The sequence below is a fragment of the Hydrogenophaga sp. RWCD_12 genome (genome assembly GCF_046604225.1).
Lineage (GTDB): Bacteria > Pseudomonadota > Gammaproteobacteria > Burkholderiales > Burkholderiaceae_C > Hydrogenophaga.
The window spans coordinates 169565-190672 of record NZ_JBKIXC010000003.1 but is presented as its reverse complement, the minus strand read 5'-3'; the positions used below and the strand labels follow the sequence as shown (position 1 = coordinate 190672).

Sequence of the window (21108 nt, the reverse complement as noted above, 5' to 3'; positions counted from 1 at the left end):
TCAAGACAAGGACACCGAGATGGACATGGAACACCGCAGACCCGAAGCGCTGCTGGCGCACGTGGTGACAGCGATCGAGGGCGGTGCCGCGCTGCACGCCAGTGCCACCGACCGGCACGACGCCGGGCTGTCGACCTTGCCCCGCCACTGGAGCCACCACAAACCCGACACCGCCGGACTGCCCGAGTTCGCGGCCGGCACGGAGGCGACCTGCGTGTGGGTGGTGCGCGGCGCGGCGTTCGACGGCGACCGCTGGCGACTGGCGCTGGCGCGCTTCATGGCGGCGCCCGCCGGGCGGCTGGTGCTGGTGCTGCTGGGATCGCCGGCGCAAGGCGCCGTGCTGCGCAAGGCGCTCGAACGCCTGGCGTTTGCCAGCGGTCTGCGCAAGCACCCTTCCTACTACCTGATGCTCGACTACGAGGCGCTGCAGCAGGACGCGGGGCCGCTGGTGCTGCCGCTGGAAAAGCCGCCGGAAGCCGCGCGCCTCGCCTATCCCCTGCAGGCGCTGGAAGAGGAGCGTGACCTGCACATGGACATGCTGCGCGAGGCCGGCGAACGCTCGGACGCGCACGTGATCCGCTACCACCTGGCGGCCGATCTGGTGCGCGCCGGTGACCGGGTGCTCGACGCCGCCTGCGGCCTGGGCTACGGCAGCTACGTGCTGTCGCAGCTGACCCGCTGCCACAGCGTGACCGGCGTCGACGGCAGCGACTACGCGATCGACTATGGCCGCGCCAACTATGCCGCAGCGGAGGCACGTCTGGAGTACGTGCAGGGCTGGTTGCCCGATCATCTCGCGGCCTGGCCCGATGACAGCTTCGACGTGGTGGTGTCGTTCGAGACGCTGGAGCATGTGCAGGACCCGCAGGGCCTGCTGGCCGAGTTCTCGCGCCTGCTGCGTCCCGGCGGCCGCATCATCGCCAGCGTGCCCAACGACTGGTCCGACGAAACTGGCGAGGACCCGAACCCGCACCACCTGCACGTCTACACCCTCGACACGCTGCGCCAGCAGTTCGCCCGCCACTTCGTGCGCGAGCGGCTGCACCAGCAGATCGCCAGCGGCTGCAAGCGCCGCATCCAGGGCAACCAGTGGGCGCCGCTGGCGCGCACGCTGCGCGAAGTGCCGGTGGACACCGACCTGCCGCCGGACAGCGAGTGGTGGGTGATGACGGGCCGCAAGCCGGCCCTCGAACTCTCCATCGACTACGCTGCGCCGGCCTACGCCGCCCTGCAGCCGCCCTGGTCGGCCAGCGCCGGCGCAGAGCACCTGGCCGGTGGCCTGGTGCTGGCCATGCATTGCGTGCCGGCCGAGGTCGACCCCAGGGTCGAAGCCTTCTGGTCAGCGCTGTCCCAGGAGCTCGCGCAGCGCGGGCACGCGCTCATGCTGCTGAGCACCACGCCCGTGCGCGATCCGTCGCTGCACGTGATCGACATGCCGTTCGAGCTGACGGGCTTCGTCCGGCATTTCGCGGCGCTGCCGTCGGCGGGTGAAGCGGTCAGTGAACAGGACATTCACGACGCGGTCGGCTGGTACGGCTGCGACCACGACACGGCGCGCGACAACCTGCGGCTGGCCCAGGCCTTCCTGCGCGACCTGCTCCAGACCCTGCGCCCGGCGGCGGTGCTGGGCTGGCAGGCGCTCAATCCGCTGACCCGGGTGCTGCGCGACAGCGCGCGGGCGGCCGAGGTGCCGTACTGGTCCGGCGAGCGCGGCTGGGTGCGCAACACGCTGATGTTCGACCTCGGCGGCAGCCACCTGCTGGGCGAGCTCTCGACCAGCCTGGCCAGTGCCCGCCAGCGCGAACGCTACCGGCCGCACCCACTGGTGCTGGATGCCCTGCGCCAGCGCGCCACCCAGGCGTCGAGCCTGGGTCGCTATGCCGGCACCGAACGGATGGGGCGCGAGGCCTTGCGCGAGAAACTGGGCATGGCGTCCGGGGACAAGGTGGCCGTGCTGTTCACGCACGGCGAGCCCGGCATGAACACGATGGCGAACGCGACCGTGCGCGAACTGCACGACCTCTCTGGCCCGCTGCTGCAGCAGCGTCTGGACGCGCTCGCGCAGGCGCTGACCGCACGCGGCTACTGGCTGCTGGTGCAGGAACATCCCTTCAATGCGGCCGCCGGGCGCTGCCTGCGCCTGCCAGGCGACCCTCGCGTGATCGGCGTGCGCGAGGACGTCAGCAGTCTGCTGGACGCGGCCGACGTCTGTTTCTTCACGCTCGCCACACTGCAGTTCGACGCTGTTTTTCTCGACAAGCCCTTCGGGCTGCTGGGACGCAGCGCGCTCTGCCGCGACGGCCTGCCGCCGGTCATGGGCGAACCTGGCAACGCCGACGGCTTTCTCGACACGGTGCTCGATGCCAGTGCCTGGCCGGCGCGCTTCGAGCGGCTGCGCGCCGAGGTGGCCTTCCAGTTCGAGAGCCTGCTCATCGACACCGAGCCGGAAGCGGTGGCCCGCGGCGCGGCCGAGTGGGCCGCGCATCTGGCGCGCCTGCAGCGGCCGGTGGATGCGGCCTTTCCGGCGCGCATCGAACAGTTCCTGCAACTCTGGGCCACCACAACCGGAGAAGACCAGGGGCAGCCCGCGAACGAGGCGCCGGTCATGGCACCGCCGACCGAAGCCGCCATGGAGGTGTTGACCAGTTGCCTGGCGCAGCTGGGTCTGGCCGAGCCGCTGACGCTGCAGCCGCAGGCCGGCGCCCTGGTGCACCGCTCGGACACGCTGTGCGTGATCGCCCGGCACGACCGGAGCCAGGCCGACCTGCGCCAGGGCTACGAGGCGCTGTGCAGCATCGACGCCGACGGGCAGCACCTCTGGGTCGGTGTGCCTTCGGTGCTGCCGGTGCTGCAGCCGCACGACGCCCCCGTGGTGGTGAGCTTCTACACGAAGAACACGCCCTACGAAGAGCAGGCGCGCGGCCTGATCGAATCGATCGAAGCGCTGGGCGACGTGCCCTATTGCGTGGTCGGCATCGACAGCGCAGGCTCGTGGGAGGCGAACTGCAGCCTCAAGCCTGGTTTCATCCTGCAGTGCCTGCTGGAGCTGCAGCGCCCGGTGCTGTGGGTCGACGCCGATGCGCGGCTCAATGCCCGTCCCTCGGTGCCGCCGGCCTTCGACTTCGCGGTGCACAAGTACGACGGCTGGGAGTTCGCCAGCGGTACCGCCTACTTTTCCTGCAGCGACGCGTCGATCCGGTTGCTCGAACGCTGGATCGAGCTGTCCCGTCTGCGCCCGCTGATCTGGGACCAGATGCTGCTGGATCAGGCCTGGGCCGAGTGCAGCGGCGACGGCACCCTGGTGACCGGCTGGCTGCCCGAGCCCTACACCCACATCTTCGACAACCCGGCCGCCGAAGCGCAGCGTGCGGCGCCGGTGGTCACGCACTACCAGGCCTCGCGCGCGGTGGTGAACAAGCGGCCCAAGCCGGTGGTGCCCGACGCGCTGGTGCGCAGCCGGCGCGAAGACCGGGCCTGGTGCCACGACTACGACGTGCCGGTGCGCCACACAACCCAGGCCGGCGGCCGTCCGGTCGATGTCTGGCCCGGCGTGAACACCGACCTCGGCCGCCTGATGGACTACCTGCACGCGCTGCGCAGCGAGGCCGGCGAACGCGTGTTCTTCCTGCAGGTTGGCGCCATGGACGGCGTGAAGTTCGATCCGCTGCACAAGCGCATCCGGAACCAGGCCTGGCAGGGCGTGCTGTTCGAGCCGCTGCCCGACATGTTTGAGAATCTCCGGCGCAACTACGCTGGCTGCGACGGGCTCACCCTGGTGCAGGCGGCCATCGACACGCAGGAGGGTTCGCGCGAGATGTACCGCATCCCGCAATCGGTGGTGAACCAGGGGCAGCTGCCCGACTGGGCGCTGGGCATCTCATCGTTCTACAACGACCGCAATGCGCTGGGGGGCAAGAAGATCGACGCCGCCACGCGCGCGCTGGTCGAGGCCAACACGGTGCGCGAAGCGGTGCCCTGCACGACCTTCGAGCGCGTGCTGGCCGAGCACCGCATCACCGCGATCGACCTGCTGCAGATCGATACCGAGGGACACGACTGGGCGATCCTGCAGAGCTTTCCGATCGACCGACTGCAGCCCAAGGTGATCAACTTCGAGTACTACAACCTGCAGGAATCCGAGGTGCGCGAGGCGCTGGACTGGCTGCAGGCCCACGGCTACGCCTACGGCATGGATCACAAGGACGTGACCGCCACCCGCCTGCGTCTGCCCTGATCCCGGCGCAGCCATTCCTGCACCGGCTGCTCGAAGCGCTGGTTGACGATGACCGAGAAGACCACCGTCGACAGCATGAAGGCGCCGAAGAACCAGGGGCTGTAGAACGGGACTGGCGTGTCCGTGGCCGAGAACAGGCAGGCCAGCAGCAGCTGCCACGGAAAGTGCAGCAGGTAGATCGTGTAGGTCGCGTTGCTGAGCTGGCGCACCGGGCGTGTGATCACCGCCGGCACGGCCACCGGGCGCGCGATCAGGAAGATCAGCAGCGGCAGGTAAGCCAGCAGCAGGAAGGGCCGCAGCGCGAAATCGGTCAGCCATTGCTGCTGGTCCAGCAGCCAGAGACCGGCCGCGCCCAGCACCAGCACCGCGCCAACCACCGGCCGGCGCCAGCGCACCATCGCTTCGTGCCGGGCCAGCGCGAGCGCCGCGACGCCGCCGGCGAAGAAATACATCGCGCAATCGACCACCGGGGAGTGCACCTGCAGCGACAGCCGCAGCGCCAGCGCGATCGCCAGAACGGTCAGCGCCACCCGCATCGACCCGCCCAGCGTGCGCAGCAACACGAAGAACAGGGCCAGCACCAGCACCTCGACCGACACCGCCCAGATCGGGCCGTTGAAGCTGTAGCCCGACTGGAATCCCCAGTCGCTGGCCAGGAAGATCTGGAGCACGAAATGGCGCAGGTCGTTGACGGTGTAGACGAAGAAGCTGCCGTTGGTCTGGTGGTAGAGCGCCTGCAGCAGCGCCACCGCCAGCAGGGTGAGCCAGTGCATGGGCAGCAGGCGCGAGATCCGCAGGACCAGGAAGTCGCGGCCGGTCACGCTGCGCGCCGGGATCGACTCGCGGTAGAGCCAGTAGAAGATGAAGCCGCTGATGCTCCAGAAGGTGGGCACGCGGAAGGCGCCGTATTCATAGAGCCAGCGCAGGCCGCCATAGAACGGCTGCTGTTCCTTGACGAAGGCGACGGCCGGGTGAGCGACCATGGCCAGATGCTGGTAGTGCCAGACCACGATGGCCAGTGCCATGGCGATGCGCACCAGTTCGATGCCGAACAGGCGGTTTTCTCCCACGAGCTCCCGGCGTGACGGGGTGCGGTGCATGACCAATGCCCTCTGGTGGGCAGGTCTTGCGCCTGCCGTGCGATGAACTCCCAACGTAACCGCATGTTACGCAGAGATCGAGGGACGCGCCAAGACAAACGCCGACAGATGTCGGCGTGGCGGGGAGACTCTGGCGGCCGCGCGGCCGCGAGGGATCAGGCGGAGAGGTAGGCCCGGCCTGCGCCACCCGTGGAGGCGTGCTGGCCGCCCAGGCGACCGTAGGTGCCCGGAGCCTGTTGCGGCAGCAGGCTGTGGACGGCGCGCTGGCTCTGGGCCTGTGCACGCAGCACGGCCTGGCGCAATTGCCCGAAACGCTGGGCGGCGGCCATCATGTCTTCGCGCAGCGTGCTGCCCGGCACGGCCAGGTCGGCCGTCTTCGGCGCCCGTTGCAGGACGCTCTGCACATGGGCGCTGGCGCGTTCAACGCCCGGCGCATCACCCTGCAGCAGCGCCTTCTCCAGACCGTCAAGGCCGACGCGCAGGGCGACGATCCAGGGATGGGTGCTGGGGCGCAGGTTCATGGTGGTTGCCTTGAAGATCAGGTGCGGGAGCCGCCGGCGCTGGCGCCGAGCATTTCGGCCGCGTTGGACAGCATCTTGTCGGCGATGGCTTCGGCGTTGACCTTGAAGCTGCCGTCGGCAATCGCGGCCTTCATGGCCTCGACCTTGTCGGCGTTGAAGACATCGTTGTTGCCTGCGCCCGAGAGGGCCTGCGTGGCCGACGAGGACAGGGTGACGGTGACGCCAGACTGGGGCTGGGCAGACGCCGCCGCGGCAGCGCCGCTGGCAGCAGCCGCTTCAGCGCCGGCGCTCGGGCGTTCGGAGGCCTTCTGGGGGCCACCCGCGACGGAACCAATATAGGAATCCGGTGAAGACGATTCGACTTTCATTTCACTCTCCAGACCCCGTATCCGGGGCGTTGTGGAATGACTATCGGCTCAAAAACGGGAGGACTTGAGCCCTTTTTTGTGGAGTACATCACAAAATCCTCGCCGAATCTGGGTAAAAAAGGTTTCACAAACGCACGTCGACCGTCTGGCCGTCGCGCACCGTGCCAGTGACGATCCGGCCGCTGCCCAGACGGATCCGGACACTCTGGCCCTGCACGCCAGCGGTCAGGGCCTCGCCGCTGACCACCACCTGGAAGCCGGATCCCACGCTGCTGACCCGGACCTGGGCGCCCGGGCCGAAGGCCGGCGTGGGGCGCACCATGTTCTGGCGCAGGGCCTGGCCGGGTTGCAGCGCATAGGCCGCCTGCAGTCCGACCCAGCGTTCCGGGTTGGCCAGCACCGCGTAGGGCTGCTCCGCCCAGTCCATTTCGGCCATTTCGGCGTCTTCCTGAGCCAGCACCGTGCCGGCCGCGATCGGGCGCTTGACCACCCAGCCGGGGCCCCAGGCCTTGACGGTGACCGGCATGAACACATTCCAGCGCACCGGGCCTTCAAGGCAGCGCAGGCCGACCCGGCTGCGTCCCCACAGGCGGGTGCCCGGTGGCAGGTAGGGTTCGATGCGGGCGCAGGGCGCCAGCTGCAGCCGGTCGTCCAGCGAACCCATCACGATCTCGGGCCGCAGCCGGCCGCCACCGTCGACGCCGACCGCCGCGGCCAGCGCAGGCTGCACCCAGTCGCGCGCCATCTGTTCGAGCTGCGCGTTGGCGCCGCTGGCCTGCGCGTGCGCGAAGCCGCTCGCCAGCAGGCCGGCCAGCAGCCAGCCCAGCCGGCGGAAGAAGGAAGTCAGACAGTTGTCCATGTGATCAATGTATGAGCGAACTTCCCAGCGCAAAGGACCGAAATGACGGCCAAACACGCGCTTTCTTTCGGCGCTGCCAACCCTCAAGTTTTCGCACACTTGTCCGCAACCCGGCCGCTTACTCCCTCGCAGGCCGACCTGTCAACCCTTCTGGAGAACGCCATGCTCGAACAGATGACCGCCCGGCTCGACGCCTACGGCCAGTCGCTGATGCTGCGTTCGCACCGCCAGCAGGTGCTGGCCAGCAACATCGCCAACGCCGACACCCCGGGCTATGTCGCCCGGGATTTCGACTTCGCCGCCGCCCTCAAGGACGCCACCGGCGGCAGCAACCGCCAGGGCCTGGTGCAGACCGCCGAAGGACACATGCGCCTCTCGGGCGCGCAGCCCGGCGACCCGAAGATGGGTTATTCGGTGCAGACACAGCCGTCGCAGGACGGCAACTCGGTCGACCTCGACCGCGAACGCGCCAACTTCGTGGACAACACGATCCGCTACGAGTCGACGCTGCGCTTCATCAATTCCAACGTGAAGACCATGCTGTCCGCGATCACCGGCCAGTAAGGAGAACCTCATGTCCATGTTTTCGATCTTTGGCGTCTCCGGCAGTGCGATCAGCTCGCAGGCCCAGCGCCTGAACGTGGTGGCCAGCAACCTGGCCAACGCCGACGCGGTCGCCGGCCCAGACGGCAAGAGCTACAAGGCGCGCCAGGTGGTGTTCCAGACCGTGCCCATGGGCGACGACGCCACGGCCGGTGTCAAGGTGAAGGACATCACCGAGAACGAGACCCCCGGCAAGCGCGTCTACGACCCCAAGCACCCCAGCGCCGACAAGGAGGGCTATGTGACGCACTCCAACGTCAATCCGGTCGAGGAGATGGTCAACATGATCGCCGCCTCGCGCTCCTACCAGAACAACGTCGAGGTGATGAACACCGCCAAGTCGCTGTTGCTCAAGACCCTGCAGATGGGCCAATGAAGGGAACCTGAACCATGACCATGATGACCTCACTGGACCTGAGCAACCTAGGCACCACCGTGGGCAGCACCACCGGCACCGGGGGCAACAACACCAGCGACCCGCAGGCGATGCAGGACCGCTTCCTCAAGCTGCTGGTCGCGCAGATCAACAGCCAGGATCCGCTCAACCCGATGGACAACGCCCAGATGACCACGCAGATGGCGCAGATCAACACGGTCAGCGGCATCCAGCAGCTCAACGAGACGCTCAAGGGCATGGCCGACCAGATGGCCTCTTCGCAGGCGATGCAGGGCACGACGCTGATCGGCAAGGACGCGCTGGTCGAAGGCGACGCGCTGGCCTTCGACGGCGGCACCGGCAAGGGCGCCTTCACGCTCGACGGCGCCGCCAGCAGCGTCAAGGTCGACATCATCGGCAAGAGCGGCGAAACGCTGGACACCATCGACCTGGGCGCACAGAGCGCGGGACAGCACGGCTTCGAGTGGAACGCCGGTGCCATCGATCCGAGCCAGGTCGCGAAATTCGCGGTGCGCGCCACCAGCGGCAGCACCACCGTCACCGACACCGAACTCCAGCGGGTGCGCATCGCCTCCGTGGGCCTGAACAACGGCGCCATGAGCCTGCAGCTGCAGAACGGCCGCACCCTGAGCTACGACCAGGTGCGCGGCTTCATCTGAGCACCGCCATCCCGACTTTTCTCCAGATCACCACCCCCCGAAGGACACCACCATGGCATTCCAGCAAGGACTCTCCGGCCTGAACGCCTCCAGCCGCAACCTGGACGTGATCGGCCACAACATCGCCAACGCCAACACCGTCGGCATGAAGGCCTCCCGCGCCGAGTTCGGCGAGATCTACGCCAGCTCGATCAACTCGGCCGGCGGCATCAACGCCGGCATCGGCGTGCAGGTTTCGACCGTCTCGCAGCTGTTCACGCAGGGCAACATCACGGTCACCGGCAACGACCTGGACGTCGCGATCAACGGCAACGGCTTCTTCGAACTGACCATGCCCGACGGCTCGATGTCCTACTCGCGCGCCGGCATGTTCAAGCTCAACCGCGACGGCGAGATCGTGACCAACATGGGCGGACAGCTGATGGGTTATCCGACCGATGTGGCCGGCGTGCGCCAGGGCTTCGAATCGGTGCCCCTGACCCTGCCCACCGGCGGCCCGATCCCGGCCAAGCAGACCACCACCGCCAGCGTCGAATTCAACGTCGATGCCCGCGCCCCCATCGCCGCTGCCGCCGTGCCGCCCACGCCGCTGGGCACCTACGCGACCTCGTTCAACGCCTACGACCCGCAGGGCATCGAGATCCCGGTCGGCCTGGTGTTCCAGAAGACCGCCAACAACACCTGGGACGTCTACACCAGCGTCAACGGTTCCGACCCTGCCGCCTCCGTGCCGTTCGCGATCAGCTTCCTGGCCGACGGCACGCTCGATCCCGCGACCGTGGTGCCGCAGCTGCAGCTGGCCTCGCCCAACGACCCGGCACAGACCTTCATGATCGACCTGAACTTCGACAACGCCACGCAGTTCGGCGCCGACTTCGCGATCAACAACCTCACGCAGGACGGCTACCGCCCCGGCGAACTCACCAGCCTGGGCATCAGCGAGGCTGGCGTGATCACCGCCAAGTACTCCAACGGCCAGTCGCAGGCCGCCGGCCAGATCGCCCTGGTCAACTTCCGCAACGTGCAGGGCCTCTCGCCCATGAGCGGCGGCAACTGGTCGCAGACCTTCGCCTCGGGCGAACCGGTGCGCGGCGCGCCCGGCGAGGGCAAGCTGGGCTACCTGCGCCCCGGGGCACTGGAAGACTCCAACGTCGACCTCACGGCCGAGCTGGTCAACATGATGACCGCCCAGCGCGCCTACCAGGCCAACGCCCAGACCATCAAGACGCAGGACCAGATCCTGAGCACGCTGCTCAACATGCGCTAAACGAAACACCCCTGCCACGCTTCGCGTGACCCCCTCAAGGGGGCGGCGCCAGCGGCCCGGCCAAGCCGGTTCCGCGGCACCTCGCGACGAAAGCCGGGGACAAAGGCCAAAGGAAGCTCTGTATGGACCGCATGATCTACACCGCCATGACCGGCGCCAACGCCACTGCCTACCGGCAGCAGCTGCTGGCGAACAACCTGGCCAATGCGTCCACGCCCGGGTTCCGCGCCGAGCTGGCGACCTTCCGTGCCGTGCCGGTGCGCGGCGATGGCACCAGCTCGCGGGTCTTCGCGCTCGAAGCCACGGCCGGGCATTCCGAGGTCCAGGGTCCGGTGAACCAGACCGGCCGCAGCCTGGACGTCGCCGCGCGCGACAACACCTGGTTCGCGGTGCAGGGCCTGGACGGCACCGAGGCCTACACCCGCGGTGGCGCCTTCGAGGTCAGCGCCGACGGCGCCCTGGTCAATGCCCACGGCCTGCCGGTGCTCGACGACGGCGGATCGCCGATCAGCGTGCCGGCGAATGCGCAGCTGTCCTTCGGTGCCGACGGCACGCTGACCGCCCGTGTCGGTGACCAGGCACCCACCCGCGTGGCCAAGCTCAAGCTGGTCACGCCCAGCGACGAGAAAAAGATCCACCGCAGCGAGGACGGCCTGTTCCGCCCCGTGCAGGGCGAGCCGCTGGACGCCGACCCCAATGCGCGCGTGATGGGCGGCGCGCTCGAAGGCAGCAACGTCAACCCCATCGAGGCCATGGTCGGAATGATCGCGGTCTCCCGCCAGTACGAGATGCAGATGCGCATGATCCAGAACGGCGAAACCAACGACAAGACCGCAGCGCAGCTGCTCAACATGAACGGCTGATAGGAGCACACCATGATCAACTCACTCTGGATTTCCAAGACCGGCATGCAGGCCCAGCAGACCCAGCTGGACGTGATCTCGAACAACATGGCCAACGTGTCCACGAACGGCTTCAAGCGCGCCAGCGCCGTGTTCGAGGACCTGATGTACCAGAACCTGCGCCAGGTCGGCGCGGCCGATACCGAGCAGAACAACCTGCCGACCGGTCTGCAGCTGGGCCTGGGTGTGCGCACCGTCGCCACCTCGCGCCAGTTCAGCCAGGGCAGCCTGCAGCAGTCGGGCAACCAGCTGGACATCGCCATCAACGGCCAGGGCTTCCTGCAGGTCGCACTGCCCGACGGCACCACCGGCTACACCCGCGACGGCAGCCTGCAGGTCGACGCGCAGGGCAAGCTGGTGACCTCCAGCGGCCTGGCCATCGCCGGCGACATCACCGTGCCGGCCGAAGCGCAGAGCGTGACCATCGGCAAGGACGGCGTGGTGACCGCCACCGTGCCGGGCAACGCGACGCCGCAGCAGCTGGGCAACCTCGAGCTGGCCAACTTCATCAATCCGGCCGGCCTGGAGCCGCGCGGCCAGAACCTCTACACCGAGACCGTGGCCTCGGGCAACCCGACCACCGGTGCGCCCGGCTCGGCCGGCATGGGCACCCTGATGCAGGGCTATGTCGAGACCTCCAACGTCAACGTGGTACAGGAGCTGGTGACCATGATCCAGACGCAACGCGCCTACGAAATGAATTCCAAGGCGATCCAGACATCCGACCAGATGCTGCAGCGCCTGGGCCAGCTGTGAGCACGCCCATGAAATACCTCCTGCTGCTCGTCTCCATCGTGCTCACCGGCTGCATGACCAAGCCGGTCGATGTGGTGCCGGTGCGGCCGATCCAGTATGTGCAGGCGCCGTCGCCGGCGCAGACTGGCGGCAGCCTGTTCATGGCCGCGCGCTACCGGCCGGCCTTCGAAGACCCGCGCGCCCGGATGCCCGGCGACATCCTGACCATCACGATCACCGAGAAGGTCGCCGCCAGCCAGTCCTCGTCGGCCAACCTCAACCGCACCGGCAACGTCTCCGGCTCGGTCACCGCGATCCCCGGCATTGTGGCCAAGGAACTCAGCCGCGACCGCAACTTCAACCTCGGCGCCGATTCGAGCAACAAGTTCGCCGGCACGGGCGACAACGCCAACCAGAACGACTTCTCCGGCACGATCACCGTCACCGTGCAGGAAGTGCTGCCCAACGGCCACCTGCTGGTCGCTGGCGAAAAACAGATCGGGATCAACAGCAACGTCGACGTGCTGCGCTTCTCCGGCACGGTCGATCCGCGCCACATCCTGCCGGGCAATGTGATCGCCTCGACCCAGGTCGCCAACGCCCGGATCGAGTCGCGAGGACGAGGCGCAGTGGATGAAGCGCTCTCAATTGGCTGGTTGGGACGGTTCTTTTTGAATGTTTTCCCGTTCTGAGGCTGCCTAGCATCCTTCTCATGAACCCGCTGCACAGCCCCATCCCGCTCGAATCCGGTTTCCGCCGGACCCTGTTCGCTCGCCGCAACGCACGCGGCCTGTGGCTGCGCCGCCTGCTGGGCTGGAGCGCGCTGGCGGTGGGCGTCGTGGTCTGGCTGGGCTGGCCGATGGATGCCCACGCCATGCGGATCAAGGAGATCGCGGCGGTGCAGGGCGTGCGCACCAACCAGCTGACCGGCTTTGGCCTGGTGGTCGGCCTGGACGGCACGGGCGACCAGACCACACAGATGCCCTACACCTCGCAGGGCATGACCAACTATCTGCAGCAGCTGGGACTGACCCTGCCGGCGGACGCCAAGACGCAGATGAAGAACGTGGCGGCGGTGCTGGTGACGGCGCAGCTGCCGCCATTTGCGCGGCCGGGCCAGACGATCGACGTCACCGTTTCGTCGATGGGCAACGCCAAGTCGCTGCGCGGCGGCACGCTGATCACCACGCCGCTCAAGGGCGCCGACGGCGAGATCTACGCGCTGGCGCAAGGCAATCTGCTGGTCGGCGGTGCTGGCGCTTCCGGCGGCGGCAGCAAGGTGCAGATCAACCACCTGAGCGCGGGCCGCATTCCTTCGGGCGCACAGGTCGAACGCACGGTGCCGACCGCGTTCGCCATGGGCGACACCATCGAACTGGGCCTGAACTCGGCCGACTTCCAGACCGCCCGCCGCGTGGCGCAGGCGATCAACGACCGCATGGGCACGGGTGTCGCCAGTGCGGTCGACGGCCGCGTGGTCAAGCTGCGCGCGCCGGCCAACCCGGACGAGCGCGTGAACTTCCTGGCCGAGATCGAAGAGATCCCGCTGGAGGCCACCATCCCGACCGCCCGCGTGGTGATCAACACCCGCACCGGCTCCATCGTCATGAACCAGGCCGTCACGCTCGGCCCCTGCGCGGTCGCGCATGGCAACCTCTCGGTCAGCATCAGCTCGACCCCGGTGGTCAGCCAGCCCAACCCGCTGTCGCAGGGCCAGACCGTGACCGCGGAAAAGACCGACATCAAGATCACCCAGGACGCCGGTGCGCTCATCAAGATGGATGCCGCGCCGCAGCTGGCCGACCTGGTGCGCATGCTCAACGGCCTGGGCGCGACGCCGCAGGACCTGCTGGCGATCCTGCAGGCGATCAAGGCCGCGGGCGCGATGAACGCCGAACTGGAAGTGATCTGAGGCCGTCATGTCCACGCTGCAACCCACCACCCAGGGCCTGGCCGCCGATCCCGGCGCGCTCAATGCGCTGAAGTACAGCGCCGCCAAAGAAGGCGACGGTGGCAAGGGTGCGCTCAAGGAAGCGGCCAAACAGTTCGAGTCGCTGTTCATGCGCGAGCTGATCAAGAGCATGCGCGAAGCGACCCAGAAGTCGGGCCTGCTCGAAGGGCAGGGCAGCGACCTGGGCACCGACCTGCTCGACCAGCAGATGGCGGTGCAGCTCTCGGGCCTGCCCGGCGGCCTGAGCGCCTCGATCGAGCGCCAGCTCAGCCGCCAGATGAAGGGCGGCAGCGCCGAAGGCGCCGACGCGTCGGGCGTCGAAGCCGGTGGCGCGGTCGAAGGCCAGAGCTTCAAGCCGCTCAACCGCTCGGCCATGAAGGCCCTGCTGAAGTACGCGCCTGTCGAAAGATCGGCACCTGCCATGGTCGAAGGCAGCGCCCCGGCCGGCGGCAACGCCAGCATTCGCGGCCTGCCGTCCGGCCAGCGCCAGGCGGCCTTTGTCAACCTGCACAACCAGGCCGCCGCCACTGTGGCGCGCGAGTCCGGCATCCCGGCCAGCTACATGATCGGCCAGGCCGGTCACGAAACCGGCTGGGGCAAGAGCGAGATCCGAAACGCCGACGGCACACCGTCCTACAACCTGTTCGGCATCAAGGCCACGCCCTCGTGGAAGGGCAAGGTCGCCGAGGTCAGCACCACCGAATACGTCAACGGCGTGCCGCGCAAGACCACGGCGCGCTTTCGCGCCTACGACTCCTACGCCGACTCGTTCCGCGACTACGCCCGCCTGATCACGCGCAGCCCGCGCTACGACAAGGCGATGGACCAGATCGGCTCGGTGCACGGCTTTGCGTCCAGCCTGCAGCGTGCGGGCTACGCCACCGACCCGCAGTACGCGTCCAAGCTCAGCCGTGCCATCAACACCACGCTGAACCTGCAGCGCGCGCAAAGCTGAGGCCTGAGGAAACACCATGTCTTCCTCGGCCCTCAACATCGGCAACCTGGCGCTCAACGCCAACCTGTCGGCCCTGCAGGTCATTGGCCACAACATTGCCAACGCCAACACGGCCGGCTATTCGCGCCAGAACGTGGCCATGGTCACCGCCGGGTACCAGACCCTGGGCGGCAATTTCTACGGCATGGGCGTGCAGATCGACAACGTCACGCGCTCGCACGATGCCTACCTGACCCGCGAATCGCAGCTGGCCAGCGCCGTCTCGTCGGCCGACTCCCAGCGGCTGGCGCGGCTGAACCAGCTGGAGAACCTGTTCCCCACCGGCGAGAACGGCCTGGGTGTGGCGCTCAACGACATGCTCAACGCCTGGTCCGACGTTTCCACGTCGCCGACCAACCTCGCGGCGCGCTCGGCCGTGCTCAGCCAGTCGGAAGAATTCGCCTCGCGCCTGCGCGACACCGCCGGCCAGGTCGACATGCTCGCCGCCAGCGCGCGCCAGCAGATCGGCGACACGGTCACCAACGTCAACCGCCTGGCCAAGGACATCGCCAAGATCAACCAGCAGATCATCGAGAGCCAGGGCGACGTGGGCGTGCCCAACGACCTGCTCGACCAGCGCGACAGCCTGATCGGCGAGCTGAGCAAGTACGTGCAGGTGACCACGCTGGCGGCCGACGACGGCAGCTACAGCGTGTTCGTCGCCGGCAGCCAGCCGCTGGTGATGGGCAGCAAGGCCTCGTCGCTGGCGGTGCAGCAGGGCGACCCGGATTCTTCCCGCCCGACCATCGTGTTCCAGTCGGTCAGCACCACGATGAAGCTGCCCGACAGTGCGCTCGGCGGCGAGCTGGGTGGCGTGCTCGAGTTCCTCAACGGGGACCTGCACGATGTGCAGAACGTGATGGGCCGCATGGCCCTGGCGACCAACACCCTGCTCAACACCCAGCACCAGCTGGGTGTGGACCTGCGCGGCGATACCGGCACCGACTTCTTCGTGCCGATCGCCGACGCCGCAGGCCTGGCCGCCGGCACCAACACCGGCAATGCCACGCTGCACGCCGAGGTCAGCAACCCGAGCGCCCTGCGGGCCTCGGACTACCAGCTGAACTTCACCGCCGCAGGCGTCGACATCGTGCGTCTGTCCGATGGCGAAATCACCTCGTTCGCCGGCCTGCCCGCCGACCTCGACGGCCTGAGCTTCCAGCTGGATGCGGGGGCCGGCGCTGCGGGCGACGTTTTCCTGGTCAAGCCGTTTGGCGACGTGGCGCGCAACATGCAGATGAGCGTGAGCGCCGCCGACCGGTTGGCTGTGGCCAGCCCGGTGGTGGTCAGCCCGGCCAGCGGCAACATCGGCGGCGTCAGCGTGCAGAGCATGTATCCCGTCGAGCCCTCGGCCAACCTGACCGACCCGGTCACGCTGACCTTCCTGGCCGACGGCAGCTTCACCGCCACCGGCCTGGGCCCCGGCAATCCGCCGCCCGACAACGTGGGCCCGCCGGCCAGCTACAACTACACGCCCGGCAAGCCCATCGTTCTCAACGGCTGGAGCCTGACGCTGCGCGGCGTGCCCGCCGCGGGCGACAGCTTCGCCATCACGCCCTCGCCCTCGGCCGACCAGCGCCAGAACGCCGGCAACGCGGTCGGCATCCTGGCACTGCGCGACCTGGCGACCTTCGAAGGCGCCTCGCTGTCCAACGGCTACGCCTCGCTGCTGACGGACATGGGCACCCGGGTGCAGGGCGCCAAGTTCGCCGCCGACTATTCGGGCAGCGTCGCCTCCAGCGCCGAGAGCGCACGCGCCGCGGTCGCGGGCGTCAACCTCGACGAGGAGGCTGCCCGCCTGCTGCAGTTCCAGCAGGCCTACCAGGCAGCCGCCAAGTACATGCAGATCGCACAGGGCATGTTCGACACCCTGCTGCAGACCGTGCGCTGACCGCCAGGAGAACCACCATGACCCCCATGCGCGTCACCACCGCCCACTCCTACGACACCACGATTTCCCAGCTCACCAAGCGCCAGTCCGACCTGGTCGAGCAGCAGGAGCGCATCTCGTCGGGCAAGCGCGTGGTGCGCGCCAGCGACGACCCGGTTGCTGCGGCCCTGGCCGAGTCGGTGCAGACCCGGCTCTCGCGCATCACCTCCGACCAGCGCGCCATCGATGCCTCGCGCACGTCCATGCAGCAGGCCGAAGGCGCACTCGGCGAAGCTGGCGACCTGATCCAGCGCGTGCGCGACCTGATGGTGGCGGGCGGAAACGCGGCCTACGGCGATACCCAGCGCGAGGCGCTGGCCGCGCAGATGGAAGGGCTGCGCGAGCAGCTGTTCTCCGTGGCCAACCGGCAGGACAGCGCCGGCCGCAGCCTGTTCGGTGGCCTGGGCGGCTCCAGCACGCCGTTCGTGCAGGAATATGGCAGCGGCAGCGGCCAGGTGCGCTTCGACGGCCAGCGTGGCCAGCAGGCCGCGACCGACGTGCGGCTGCCGCAGTCCATGGACGGCAACACCGTCTTCATGCGCGTGCCCCAGGGCAACGGCACCTTCGTGCTCGACCAGGGCGCCGCCAACACCGGCAGTGCGCGCAGCGACATCGGCAAGGTGACCAATCTCTCGACCCTCACCGGCCACGATTACCAGATCGACTTTGCCGACGTTGCCGGCGTGATCCAGTACAGCGTGACCGACCTCACCACCGCGACACCGGTCGCCGGGCAGACCGGCGTGACCTACACCGCCGGCATGCAGGTCGAGTTCGACGGCATGTCGTTCCAGCTCACCGGCGCACCCAAGGCCGGCGACACCATGTCCATCGCGCCCGCCGACTCACCGACCGACCTGTTCAAGGTCATGCAGGACGCCATCGACGCGCTGCGCACCCCCACCAACGACACCGGCGACAGCGCGCGCCGCACGCAGGACCTCGGCCGCTCGCTGACCGAGCTCGACGCTGGCCACGACCGGGTGCTGCTCGCACGCGCCCAGGCCGGTGAATGGCTCAACCGCGCCGACACCATCGAAGACCTGCTGGGCGACCGCGAGGTTGACCACACCGCCGAGAAGTCCTCACTCGAAGACCTCGACATGGTCAAGGGCATCTCCGAGTTCCAGGCGCAGCAGGTCGGCCTGGAGGCCGCGATGAAGTCCTACGCCTCGATCCAGAAGCTCTCACTGTTCCAGTACGTGAGCTGACACCCAGCGAAACAACCCGATGAGCCACACCGTCCTCGACAGCGTCGCCATGGCCTACCAGCCGGTCTGGAACCGGCGGCGCCTGCTCGCGGCGGTGCGGCTGTCGGTGCTGCCCACCGAACCCGCCTCGGTCGACGCCGCCCACCTGATGCAGGTGCTGGGCGACGACTGGCCGGTCAATGCGCCGGTGCTGGTGCTGGCGCTCGATTCGCCCGAACTGCTGCAGCAGGCCTTGCGCTGCGCGCCGGTGCCCAACACCTGGCTCGAAGTGCCGGCCGTGCTGTTCGAACACACCGAGAGCATGGCCATGCTCTCGATGGCCACCCGCCACGGCCACCAGCTGCTGCGGCGCGGCGACCTGGCCGAGGTGCGGCGCGAATTCGTCGCACCGCTGGACGCGCGCAGCCTGCTGCACCTGAGCGCCGAAGACGCGCTCGAGGCGCTGCAGTCCCGGCCGGTCGAAGGCCAGCCCATGCCGCCGCACCCGACACCGATCCGTCCCGGGCAGATCTACCGCAATGTCTGCAACCGGGGGCTGGCCGACCACTGCCTGGACGAAGCGGGCGCCTGGGGCATCCTGGGCTGGCCCGACGACGACGTGCTCTATGCCAGTCGCCACACCCCCCCCGCCTGCGACGAGATCGTGATCCGGTTGCTGCGCCAGGCGCTCGACAAGGACGCCTCGATCGAACGCATCGAGCGCTACGTGCGGCAGGACCCGGTGCTGGTCTACCGACTGCTCTCCCGCGTCAACTCCGCAGCCTACGGCGGCCGCCACGAAATCGACTCGCTGCGCCACGCGATCATGATGTTCGGCTTCTCGGCACTGGATCACTGGCTGGTGGACCAGCTGGCCGGCGCCGACACCGACCTGGCGATGCACCCCGTGCGCTACGGCCTGGTCATGCGGGCGCGTCTCGCACAGCATCTGCTCGACCCCGGCGCGGAAGAAGAACTGCGCGCCGAGGTCTACACCACCGCCATCTTTGCCCAGCTCGACCGCCTGATGCACGAGCCACTGGCCAATCTGATCGACCGCCTGCCGCTGAACGACCGAGTGGCCGACGCCCTGGTCAGCCACGGGGGGCCGTACCACCCGCTGCTCGACATCGCGCGCGCGCAGGGCGAACCCGACAGCATCCAGGCGCTGGCCGGCGTCTGCGAGAAGCACGAGGTCTCGCTGGAACAAGCCAACCGCGCCCTGCTGCGCATGCTCTCGACCAGCCGCGACCACGGCCTGGCACCGGAGCCGCAGGCACCCCTGAGAGGGGTGTAGTGCCCCCACGCACTGCCGCTACCATGGGCGGATGAACGCCCCGACCCGCACCGCCCACCACACCAGCGCCCTCGTCCTGTTCTCCGGCGGACAGGACTCCACCACCTGCCTGGCTCACGCGCTCGCGCGCTATCCGCGCGTCGAGACCCTGGGCTTCGATTACGGCCAGCGCCACAGCGTCGAACTGCAGGCGCGGCAAGTGGTGCTGCAGAAGCTGCGTGAGCAGTTCCCGGCGTGGAACGAACGCCTGGGCGAAGACCACCTGCTGGACCTCGCCGTGCTCGGCAAGGTCAGCGAAACCTCGCTCACCCGCGACATGGCCTTCAAGATGGAAGCCAGCGGCCTGCCCAACACCTTCGTGCCAGGCCGCAACCTGCTGTTCCTCACCTTGGCCGCCGCGCTCGCCTACCGGCGCGACATCCAGGTCATCGTCACTGGCGTCTGCGAGACCGACTTCAGCGGCTACCCCGACTGCCGCGACGACACCATGAAAGCGCTGCAGGTCGCCCTCAGCCTCGGCATGGACCACCGCTTCCTGATCGACACCCCGCTGATGTGGATCGACAAGGCAGAGACCTGGCGCATGGCAGAAGCGCTGGGTGAGTCCGCGCGCCTGGTCGGCGGAGGCAACGCCCTGGTGGACCTGATCGTCGAGCACACCCACACCTGCTACCTCGGCGACAGGGAGCACCGGCAAGAGTGGGGTTATGGGTGTGGGGCTTGCCCGGCGTGTGAGTTGCGGGCGCGCGGGTGGGAGCGGTATCGGGCGGAGTGATCGGACATTCGACCGAATCTGCCTTGTTTTTTCGGGGAGTCGAACGAGTGAGTGCGATGGCTACAAAGAGGGCTTTTGGGGGCACGTTGCTGCTGGCTTTTTCCTCGGTGGGCGGCGCTTGTTCCAGCACTGGCGTCATACCGATGGACAGAGACACGTTCATGGTTGCGAAAGACCGTGCGGCGCCGGGTGCCTCGGGCGCGAGGGTGTTGGCTGAACTTTATGTTGAGGCCAACGCGCACTGCGCGACCACCAGTCGGGGCGTTGAAACCATACATAGTGAGTCCGTCGATCCCATTCCGTTCGTGCGGGCGGGAAGCGCGAAGCTGGAGTTTCGTTGCGTCAGCAAGTCCTGAGGCCGCCTTGAACCACCACATGTCTCAAGTTAAGTTCGCCACTGCAGCGGTATGTGCTCTGGCTCCCGCCCTGTCCTGGGCCGGTTGCGCCGTGACCGAGAAGTCCCTGGCGGGTTCCTGGGAGCGGGTCTCCCGAGCCGGTGCATTCGAGCAGATGGAGCTGGCGGTGGAAGATGGCCGGCGGGTGTTCCATTCGTGGCTGCATGAGCGACCCGAGATCACCGACGGTCAGTGGAGTTTGAAGGGGTGCAGGCTGGAAGTCCGGGTTCCCTCGGAGCCAGCGCTGAGCTACACGTTCACGGTGATGGCCGCCGATGGCAAGCGACTGATCCTTCGCGAGGCGGGCGAACCCGGGGCGGGGCGCTACCGCCGCATCGCTCCATGACCTTGACTTTTTGAATTGGAGTTCTCTCATGGCCACCATCCGCCCAGGTACCCAATCAGCACTGCTCGTCGTCGATGTGCAGGTGGGCGTCGTCGCCGAAGCCGGCGACGTTTCGCAGCAGATCGATCACATCGCGCTCGCCGTGCGCAAGGCGCGCGACGCGGGTGTGCCGGTGATCTGGGTGCAGCACGACGAGGAGGAGTTGCCCAAGGGCAGCGCCGAATGGCAATGGGTGCCGGCGCTGGTGCCGCAGCCCGAAGACGTGCGTGTCTACAAGAACTTCAACTCTTCGTTCGAGAAGACAACGCTGGAATCCGAGTTGGCCGTTCGCGGGGTGTCGCACATCGTGCTGTGTGGCGCGGTGACCAGCTGGTGCATCCGCGCGACCGCCTACGGGGCGCTGGAGCGCGGCTACGACCTGAGCCTGATTGGCGACGCCCACATCGCCAAGACCATGCCGATGGGCAATGGCGAGGCGGTCGAGGCCAAGGACATCGTGCGGGAGTTCAACGTGGTGATGCAGTGGGTGGCCTACCCGGGCAGAAAGAACCGGGTGGTGACGGCAGAAGAGTTGGCGTTTTGAGC

The 21108-nt window shown here is 68.0% G+C and carries 20 protein-coding genes; 16 read left to right on the top strand and 4 right to left on the bottom strand.

The annotated features are described in order from the left end of the window. Window positions 1-25 precede the first annotated feature (25 nt). Complete coding sequence (locus ACLIJ1_RS12845) at window positions 26-4234, top strand: FkbM family methyltransferase (protein ID WP_411365927.1); 4209 nt, start codon at window positions 26-28, stop codon at window positions 4232-4234. On the opposite strand, the gene ACLIJ1_RS12840 is transcribed toward ACLIJ1_RS12845, so the two are convergent. The 4 genes from ACLIJ1_RS12840 to flgA all read right to left on the bottom strand — a co-directional run bounded on the left by ACLIJ1_RS12840 (window position 4195) and on the right by flgA (window position 7082). After that, a complete protein-coding gene (locus tag ACLIJ1_RS12840; RefSeq protein ID WP_411365926.1) occupies window positions 4195-5334 on the bottom strand; it encodes an acyltransferase family protein in 1140 nt (379 codons plus the stop codon). The genes ACLIJ1_RS12845 and ACLIJ1_RS12840 overlap by 40 nt on opposite strands. Window positions 5335-5489: 155 nt before the next feature. After that, window positions 5490-5855: a hypothetical protein gene (locus ACLIJ1_RS12835; RefSeq protein WP_411365925.1), complete on the bottom strand. Its 366-nt coding sequence runs from the start codon at window positions 5853-5855 to the stop codon at window positions 5490-5492. 17 nt (window positions 5856-5872) lie between these two features. After that, window positions 5873-6223 carry a flagellar biosynthesis anti-sigma factor FlgM gene (flgM, locus tag ACLIJ1_RS12830; protein WP_411365924.1) on the bottom strand — a complete coding sequence of 117 codons (351 nt, stop codon included), beginning with the start codon at window positions 6221-6223 and terminating at the stop codon, window positions 5873-5875. Between the two features lie 124 nt (window positions 6224-6347). Then, a complete protein-coding gene (gene flgA, locus ACLIJ1_RS12825; RefSeq protein WP_411365923.1) occupies window positions 6348-7082 on the bottom strand; it encodes a flagellar basal body P-ring formation chaperone FlgA in 735 nt (244 codons plus the stop codon). Window positions 7083-7244: 162 nt separating this feature from the next. Between flgA and flgB the strand changes: the two genes are divergently transcribed. The 15 genes from flgB to ACLIJ1_RS12750 all read left to right on the top strand — a co-directional run bounded on the left by flgB (window position 7245) and on the right by ACLIJ1_RS12750 (window position 21106). After that, on the top strand, window positions 7245-7646 hold the full coding sequence (gene flgB / locus ACLIJ1_RS12820; RefSeq protein ID WP_411365922.1) for a flagellar basal body rod protein FlgB: 402 nt from the start codon (window positions 7245-7247) through the stop codon (window positions 7644-7646). A gap of 10 nt (window positions 7647-7656) precedes the next feature. Next, on the top strand, window positions 7657-8061 hold the full coding sequence (gene flgC, locus ACLIJ1_RS12815; RefSeq protein WP_411365921.1) for a flagellar basal body rod protein FlgC: 405 nt from the start codon (window positions 7657-7659) through the stop codon (window positions 8059-8061). A gap of 14 nt (window positions 8062-8075) precedes the next feature. After that, the gene (locus ACLIJ1_RS12810; RefSeq protein WP_411365920.1) at window positions 8076-8741 is read left to right on the top strand and encodes a flagellar hook assembly protein FlgD; all 666 of its coding nucleotides are present in this window, start codon (window positions 8076-8078) and stop codon (window positions 8739-8741) included. 52 nt (window positions 8742-8793) lie between these two features. Next, a complete protein-coding gene (gene flgE, locus ACLIJ1_RS12805; protein ID WP_411365919.1) occupies window positions 8794-10008 on the top strand; it encodes a flagellar hook protein FlgE in 1215 nt (404 codons plus the stop codon). Window positions 10009-10130: 122 nt separating this feature from the next. After that, complete coding sequence (flgF, locus tag ACLIJ1_RS12800) at window positions 10131-10871, top strand: flagellar basal-body rod protein FlgF (protein ID WP_411365918.1); 741 nt, start codon at window positions 10131-10133, stop codon at window positions 10869-10871. A gap of 12 nt (window positions 10872-10883) precedes the next feature. Continuing rightward, complete coding sequence (gene flgG, locus ACLIJ1_RS12795) at window positions 10884-11666, top strand: flagellar basal-body rod protein FlgG (protein ID WP_411365917.1); 783 nt, start codon at window positions 10884-10886, stop codon at window positions 11664-11666. A gap of 8 nt (window positions 11667-11674) precedes the next feature. Next, window positions 11675-12337 (top strand): flagellar basal body L-ring protein FlgH, encoded by a 663-nt coding sequence (locus ACLIJ1_RS12790; protein WP_411365916.1) that lies wholly within the window; start codon window positions 11675-11677, stop codon window positions 12335-12337. Between the two features lie 20 nt (window positions 12338-12357). Further along, window positions 12358-13557, top strand: coding sequence for a flagellar basal body P-ring protein FlgI (locus tag ACLIJ1_RS12785; RefSeq protein WP_411365915.1), 1200 nt, complete (start codon window positions 12358-12360; stop codon window positions 13555-13557). 7 nt (window positions 13558-13564) lie between these two features. Next, complete coding sequence (flgJ, locus tag ACLIJ1_RS12780; protein ID WP_411365914.1) at window positions 13565-14551, top strand: flagellar assembly peptidoglycan hydrolase FlgJ; 987 nt, start codon at window positions 13565-13567, stop codon at window positions 14549-14551. 16 nt (window positions 14552-14567) lie between these two features. Then, window positions 14568-16481: a flagellar hook-associated protein FlgK gene (gene flgK, locus ACLIJ1_RS12775; RefSeq protein WP_411365913.1), complete on the top strand. Its 1914-nt coding sequence runs from the start codon at window positions 14568-14570 to the stop codon at window positions 16479-16481. 17 nt (window positions 16482-16498) lie between these two features. Beyond that, window positions 16499-17731, top strand: coding sequence for a flagellar hook-associated protein FlgL (gene flgL / locus ACLIJ1_RS12770; protein WP_411365912.1), 1233 nt, complete (start codon window positions 16499-16501; stop codon window positions 17729-17731). Window positions 17732-17750: 19 nt separating this feature from the next. Continuing rightward, the gene (locus ACLIJ1_RS12765; protein WP_411365911.1) at window positions 17751-19007 is read left to right on the top strand and encodes an HDOD domain-containing protein; all 1257 of its coding nucleotides are present in this window, start codon (window positions 17751-17753) and stop codon (window positions 19005-19007) included. A gap of 31 nt (window positions 19008-19038) precedes the next feature. Further along, window positions 19039-19782, top strand: a complete 744-nt coding sequence (gene queC, locus ACLIJ1_RS12760; RefSeq protein ID WP_411365910.1) for a 7-cyano-7-deazaguanine synthase QueC — start codon at window positions 19039-19041, stop codon at window positions 19780-19782. 447 nt (window positions 19783-20229) lie between these two features. After that, complete coding sequence (locus ACLIJ1_RS12755) at window positions 20230-20523, top strand: hypothetical protein (protein WP_411365909.1); 294 nt, start codon at window positions 20230-20232, stop codon at window positions 20521-20523. Between the two features lie 28 nt (window positions 20524-20551). Beyond that, window positions 20552-21106: an isochorismatase family protein gene (locus ACLIJ1_RS12750; protein ID WP_411365908.1), complete on the top strand. Its 555-nt coding sequence runs from the start codon at window positions 20552-20554 to the stop codon at window positions 21104-21106. Window positions 21107-21108 lie beyond the last annotated feature (2 nt).